At 45.9% G+C, this 6,000-nt stretch carries 4 protein-coding genes and 1 pseudogene; 3 read left to right on the forward strand and 2 right to left on the reverse strand.

All coding sequences use genetic code 11. The annotated features are described in order from the left end of the window. Window positions 1–135: 135 nt before the first annotated feature. Entirely contained in the window at window positions 136–1,746 is a 1,611-nt protein-coding gene (gene nirD, locus E0H79_RS14175) for a nitrite reductase small subunit NirD (protein ID WP_131261978.1), read from the reverse strand. Window positions 1,747–1,770: 24 nt separating this feature from the next. After that, on the reverse strand, window positions 1,771–4,317 hold the full coding sequence (nirB, locus tag E0H79_RS14180) for a nitrite reductase large subunit NirB (protein ID WP_131261979.1): 2,547 nt from the start codon (window positions 4,315–4,317) through the stop codon (window positions 1,771–1,773). Window positions 4,318–4,820: 503 nt separating this feature from the next. Here nirB and E0H79_RS14185 point away from each other — a divergent pair. From E0H79_RS14185 to E0H79_RS14195, 3 genes and pseudogenes are all read left to right on the forward strand, one after another. After that, window positions 4,821–5,399 (forward strand): ANTAR domain-containing response regulator, encoded by a 579-nt coding sequence (locus tag E0H79_RS14185; RefSeq protein WP_070154220.1) that lies wholly within the window; start codon window positions 4,821–4,823, stop codon window positions 5,397–5,399. Between the two features lie 10 nt (window positions 5,400–5,409). After that, window positions 5,410–5,715, forward strand: a pseudogene (locus E0H79_RS14190) (ABC transporter substrate-binding protein); the annotation flags it as partial. A gap of 84 nt (window positions 5,716–5,799) precedes the next feature. Continuing rightward, a partial coding sequence (locus E0H79_RS14195; protein WP_131261980.1) for a transposase occupies window positions 5,800–6,000 on the forward strand: 201 nt, incomplete at its 3' end.

Genomic DNA, 6,000 nt, shown 5'->3' on the forward strand with positions numbered 1-6,000 from the left:
TCTGATATCTAGCTTTTACAGGTTTGATTTAAATTTTTTCTATGTCTCAAATGCTTTAATTCTCCCCAACCCTCCTTTAGCAAAGGAGGGAGGTTCCCCTCTTTATCCAAGAGGAGTTGGAGGAGATTTATCCGATTACCCTGCCTTTTTGAATGCAAAATCCCGACCAAAAAGCAGTTTGCTGCGGATATTGCTAATTGGTGTCTGGTCCGCAATCAGTTCTGCATACCAAGCCCCATCTTCAGTATCGCCAAATAGCACCGCACCAATGACTTTTTCCTGCTGGATGATGATCCGTTTATAAATCTGACGTTTTTCATCATTCAGCACGATATCTTCAAAATCATCCTGAGGTTCAAAATTTCCGGCCGAGAAGACATCACATCCACTGACCTTGAGTTGGGTCGGAACAGTCGGTGCCTTAAAGGTCAGTCGGCCATGTTCAGCCAGATGCGTCGCACAGATAAAGGCTTGTCCCCATAGGGGTTCAACCAATCCAAAGGTCTGACCACGATGCTCAATACATTCACCCACTGCATAAATACTCGGGTCATAGGTTTGCATGGTGTCATTCACCAGTACTCCACGATTGCAGCGCAAGCCAGCCTGTTCAGCCAGAGTTTTATTTGGTCGAATCCCGACGGCAAAAACTACCAAATCAGCATCCAGCACTGTCCCGTCTTTTAAACGCAGTTGAGTCACGTGGCCGTCTATACCGAGCAGCTCTTCGGTGTTGGCTTCAGTGATGATTCGGATGCCTTTATCTTCAATTGATTTTTTCAGCATTTGACTGGCTTTCATATCCAGTTGACGATCCATAATACGGTCCATCAGATGCAGCACAGTTACATTCATCCCCTGCTGCTTCAGTCCATAAGCTGCTTCTAGACCCAGCAACCCACCTCCAATCACGACGGCATTTTGCTTGGTTTTGCAGTAATCCAGCATGTGGTTAACATCCTGAATATCCCGGAAGCTAATCACGCCTTCAAGTTCAGCACCTGAAATTGGTGGTATAAAGGGTTTGGAACCAGTAGCGAGGATCAGACGATCATAAGCAACGATTTCACCTTTTTCGGTATGAACCTGCTTACGTGAACGGTCGATAGAGCTGGCAGCATCTCCAGCGATGAATCGAATGCCTTTTTCGGCATACCAGTCGGCTGAATGCAGCATAATTTCTGCAAAGCTTTTCTCACCAGACAATACCGGTGACAACATGATCCGATTGTAATTGCCCCATGGCTCTTCCCCAATCACGGTAATGTCATAACGATCTGGCGCCATATCCAGCAAGTCTTCCAGACAGCGCATGCCCGCCAGCCCATTTCCGACCAGTACCAGTTTTAAACGCTCTGTGTTCTGACCATTACTGGAAATATAGGTCTTTTGTGGAGTCGGACTCACCAGAACTTTGCCATTTTCAATTCGGGTTGGAAATACCAGTAATTTCTGGTCTTGCTCTTCCAGACAACGGCCGGTCACCAGACTGAAATGCTGCTTATAAATTGGGGATGCGACTACACGCTCACCTTGCAGATCACCCAGAATGCCACGTGCCATGACATTGGCCAGACTAAATGGATCTTGATTGCTGAGTGCATACACCCGCTGTTCCTGACCCACGCGAAAAATTGCAATCTGCTGATCTTCAATCAGGGCTGCCACACCGGTATTCGGGGTAATCTCATCCAGATTGCAGACTTCGTACCAGTTCAGTTCGTTCATGTCTTTTAAAATTGTCATTTTCATTCTCCCTGACTGTGGTATTTAGGCTTCAACCACTGGAATACGGTTTAAATCACGTTCAGCTTCTGTCTTTGGACGAATCTGGCCACGTACAGGCGCAAACTGAATATTCGGGTCATTCTGCTCAGCTGCTTTGGCATTGATAAAAGTCTTAAAGCGTTTGCGTACTTCAGGATCTTCAATCGCGGTGCGCCATTCATCCTGATAAGTGCCAATCACATGCTGCATACGGCTTTCCAGTTCAGCAGCAATACCCAGTGAATCATGCACAATGACATCTTTCAGATAGTCCAGCCCACCTTCCATATTGTCACGCCATACGCTGGTGCGTTGCAGACGATCTGCTGTCTGGATATAGAACATAAAGAAGCGGTCGATATATTTGATCAGTGTGGAAGTATCCAGATCCGAGGCGAGTAGTTCAGCATGGCGCGGTTTCATACCGCCATTGCCACATACATATAGATTCCAGCCTTTTTCGGTGGCAATGACACCGACATCCTTGCTCTGTGCTTCTGCACATTCACGGGTACAGCCAGATACTGCCATTTTGGTTTTATGTGGTGAACGCAGGCCTTTATAACGATTCTCCAGGAAAATCGCCAAGCCGACAGAATCATCGACTCCGAAACGGCACCAGGTACTACCCACACAAGATTTCACCGTACGTAAGGATTTGCCGTAGGCATGTCCGGATTCGAAACCGGCATTGATCAGTTTTTCCCAGATTTCAGGCAGCTGATGTACCTGTGCACCAAACATGTCAATTCGTTGTCCGCCTGTGATTTTGGTATATAGACCATAATCTTTGGCGATCTGACCGATGGTAATCAGGCCATCCGGGGTAATTTCGCCGCCTGCCACACGTGGCACAATCGAATAAGAACCATCTTTCTGGATATTGCCGAGATAGTAGTCGTTGCTATCCTGCAAACCGGCATGGCTAGGTTTTAGGACAAAGTCATTCCAACAGGATGCCAGAATATTGGCTACAGTCGGTTTGCAGATATCACAGCCCATGCCGTGCCCATGTTGCTGAATCAGGTCAGAGAATGTCTTGATCTCATGCACGCGTACCAGGTGATACAGTTCCTGACGTGAATAGGCAAAGTGTTCACACAGGTGATTGTTCACCGTGACACCCTGACGCTGTAATTCAGATTTGAGAACCTGCGTTACCAGTGGCGCACAGCCACCGCACGCTGTTGCAGCCTGCGTGCATTTTTTCAATGCACCCAATGAAGTTGCACCGCCATCAATGGCTGAACAGATATCAGCTTTAGAAACGTTATTACATGAACAGATGGTCGCACTGTCAGGCAATAAATCGATGCCACTGCCACCTGATTTGGAGGTTGACTGATCAAAGCCCGGCATGATCAGGCTTTCCGGTTGCTCCGGTACAGCCAGACCATTCAGCATCATTTGCAGGAGATCACTATATTCTTTGGCACAGCCCACCAGCACTGCGCCCAGCAGCCTGGTCTTATCTGCTGACACCACGATTTTTTTATAAACCTGCGCGGCTTCATCAGCATAGAAATAGCTCAAAGCACCTGGGGACATGGCATGTGCATCACCAATAGAAGCAACATCCACGCCCATCAGTTTGAGCCTGGTACTCATGTCCGCACCAGCGAATGCATGACTTTCTTGGCCTAGGACATGTTTTGCCGCGATCCGCGCCATGTCATAGCCTGGTGCAACCAGACCATAAATTTTATTGTCCCAAAGTGCACATTCACCAATGGCATAAATGTCCGGATGTGAGGTCTGGCAATAATCATTAATGATAATGCCGCCACGCTCACCAATCAGTAAACCACTTTGGCGCGCCAGTTCATCACGCGGACGAATGCCGGCCGAGAACAGGATGATATCGGTTTCAAGCACCGAACCATCTTCGAACTTCATTACATGCTGAGTGCTGTCACCATCTTCAATACTTGACGTGGCCTTTTGAGTATGTACCTTGACACCCAGGTCTTCAATTTTAGAGCGCAGTATCTGGCCGCCCAGATCATCAATCTGCACCGCCATCAGACGCGGAGCAAATTCTACGACATGGGTTTCCAGATTCAGATCTCGCAGGGCTTTCGCTGCTTCCAGCCCTAGCAAGCCGCCGCCAATCACTACGCCAGTTTTGGCATTCAGACTGGCTGCACGAATGGCATCCAGATCTTCAATGGTACGATAAACAAAGCAATTCTGACGGTCATTGCCCGGGATTGGTGGCACAAAGGCATAAGAACCGGTAGCGAGAATCAACTTGTCAAAACTCAGCACATCACCCTGGCTGGTGGTGACGGTTTTATGGAGCTGATCAATTTCAACCGCTTTAGTATTAAGTCGCAAATCAATGCCATAAGCATCGGCAAAATCACTACGACACAGACTCAGATCCTTGACCGACTTGCCGCTGAAATATTCGGTCAAATGTACCCGGTCATAAGCTAAATGTGGCTCTTCTGCCAAAATGGTCAGCTCAATGTCATCACCGGCCTGTTCCAGTACAGATTCGATGAATTTATGCCCCACCATGCCATGCCCAATCATGAGAATTTTCATATCTGCACTCCAACTATTGTTTTTTTAAAGATGATAAAAAGCCACATATCACGTCTAGGCATTGATATGTCTGCTGATTGAATATGTTGTAAATACCGCGACCCAGCACTTTGTAATGCTGGAGGAAGGGTTGAAACGCTTGTGCGTTTTGTATTGCTGAACAACTGACCATGTCATTTATCCTGTGCTGAACGAAATACCAATCACATTTTTTGAAAATGCAATTACGATCAGAACGGACATCGTTGGCCGTTGTTAGTATTGAAAGTCATCTTTGACGATTTAATAAATGCAGAAACCGTGCCAACTTTTTTAATAGAAAAATGCCTTGTTTCAGGCAGATGATCTACCTAAATGCTTCATTTTGGTCAGCTATCAGCTGAAATCCCTAAAGCTGTGCACTAAATTGAACAGAAAAACGAAATTTTATGCACCAATTTAATGGCATGTTTTTTGCTTTAATCCTGCTTGAATATTCCTTAGGCCTTACTTGAAAATATTCCATGTCCAAATTACGAATTGCTCTTATTGATGATGATCTGGAGCGTGCCCAATTCATCCAGGAATCCCTGCTTTTACATGATTTTCAGGTGGTGGCCTGCTTAATCCTGAATGACCTGAATATGGTACATGTCAAAGGCATTCATGCAGATGTGATCCTGTTGAATATGGATCATCCGCATCGGGATATTATTGAAAGTTGTGTCAGCCAATATGAACTCCCGACCGTGCTGTTTACCCAGAACTCCAATAAAGACACCATCAAGAGTGCGATTGATGCCGGAATCACGGCCTATATTGTCGATGGTATTGATCCCACCAAACTAGAAAGCATTCTGGAAATTTCAATTGAACAGTTTCGCAAGCATAAAAAGCTGCTGAATGATTTAAAAGAAACCCAGGACAAGCTGATTGATCGTAAAGATATTGATAAAGCCAAAGCACTGCTCATCCAGCTACATGCCTTAACGGAAGAACAAGCCTTTGCTTTATTGCGTAAAAATGCCATGAGTCACCGGATTACCATTGGTGAAATGGCCAGACGCTTACTGGATGCACAGAAGCTGTTATTGGGCCAATAAGGAAAAGCATATGTCCACATTAGAAAAAACTGAACTCAATATTGGCTATATTCCTTTACTTGATTGTGTTGCCATTCTCTGGGCCGAAAAACAGGGGTATTTTTCCGAGCAAGGATTAACCATCAATTTAATCCGTGAAGCCTCCTGGTCAAGTTTGCGTGACCGTTTGGCCTATGGCTTTCTGGATGCTGCACATTGTCTGTCCGCCATGTTGCCCGCTGCTGCCTTGGGCACAGACCAGTTACAGGTAACTTTGCAAACCCCTCTAGTACTGAGCGTGAATCAGGCTTTTATTAGCCTGCGCCAAGATCTGTGTAAGCGTCCGCTGAACACACCTTCTGAATTCATCCTATAAGCCTTAATTTAGTCCCCACTTAGAAACAAGTGGGGACTTAAATTTATGACTACAAATAATCAGACATCCATCGCATCTCTTGCGAAAAAACGAAGAACATACAGTGCTGAATTTAAACAGCAGATCGTTCAGGCTTGTAAAGCACCGGACGTTTCAATTGCTTCAGTCGCTTTGCAACATGGATTGAATACAAATCTTGTATCCAAATGGATTCGCTTAATTGATGCTAAGCCAGGGAGTGATCGC

It is taken from the genome of Acinetobacter sp. ANC 5045 (assembly GCF_004331005.1).
Lineage (GTDB): Bacteria > Pseudomonadota > Gammaproteobacteria > Pseudomonadales > Moraxellaceae > Acinetobacter > Acinetobacter towneri.

Bases quoted from the DNA above. Each gene is read 5' to 3' on its own strand.
- nirB (WP_131261979.1), bottom strand. From the start codon at position 4,317: ATGAAAATTCTCATGATTGGGCATGGCATGGTGGGGCATAAATTCATC.
- E0H79_RS14185 (WP_070154220.1), top strand. From the start codon at position 4,821: ATGTCCAAATTACGAATTGCTCTTATTGATGATGATCTGGAGCGTGCC.
- nirD (WP_131261978.1), bottom strand. From the start codon at position 1,746: ATGACAATTTTAAAAGACATGAACGAACTGAACTGGTACGAAGTCTGC.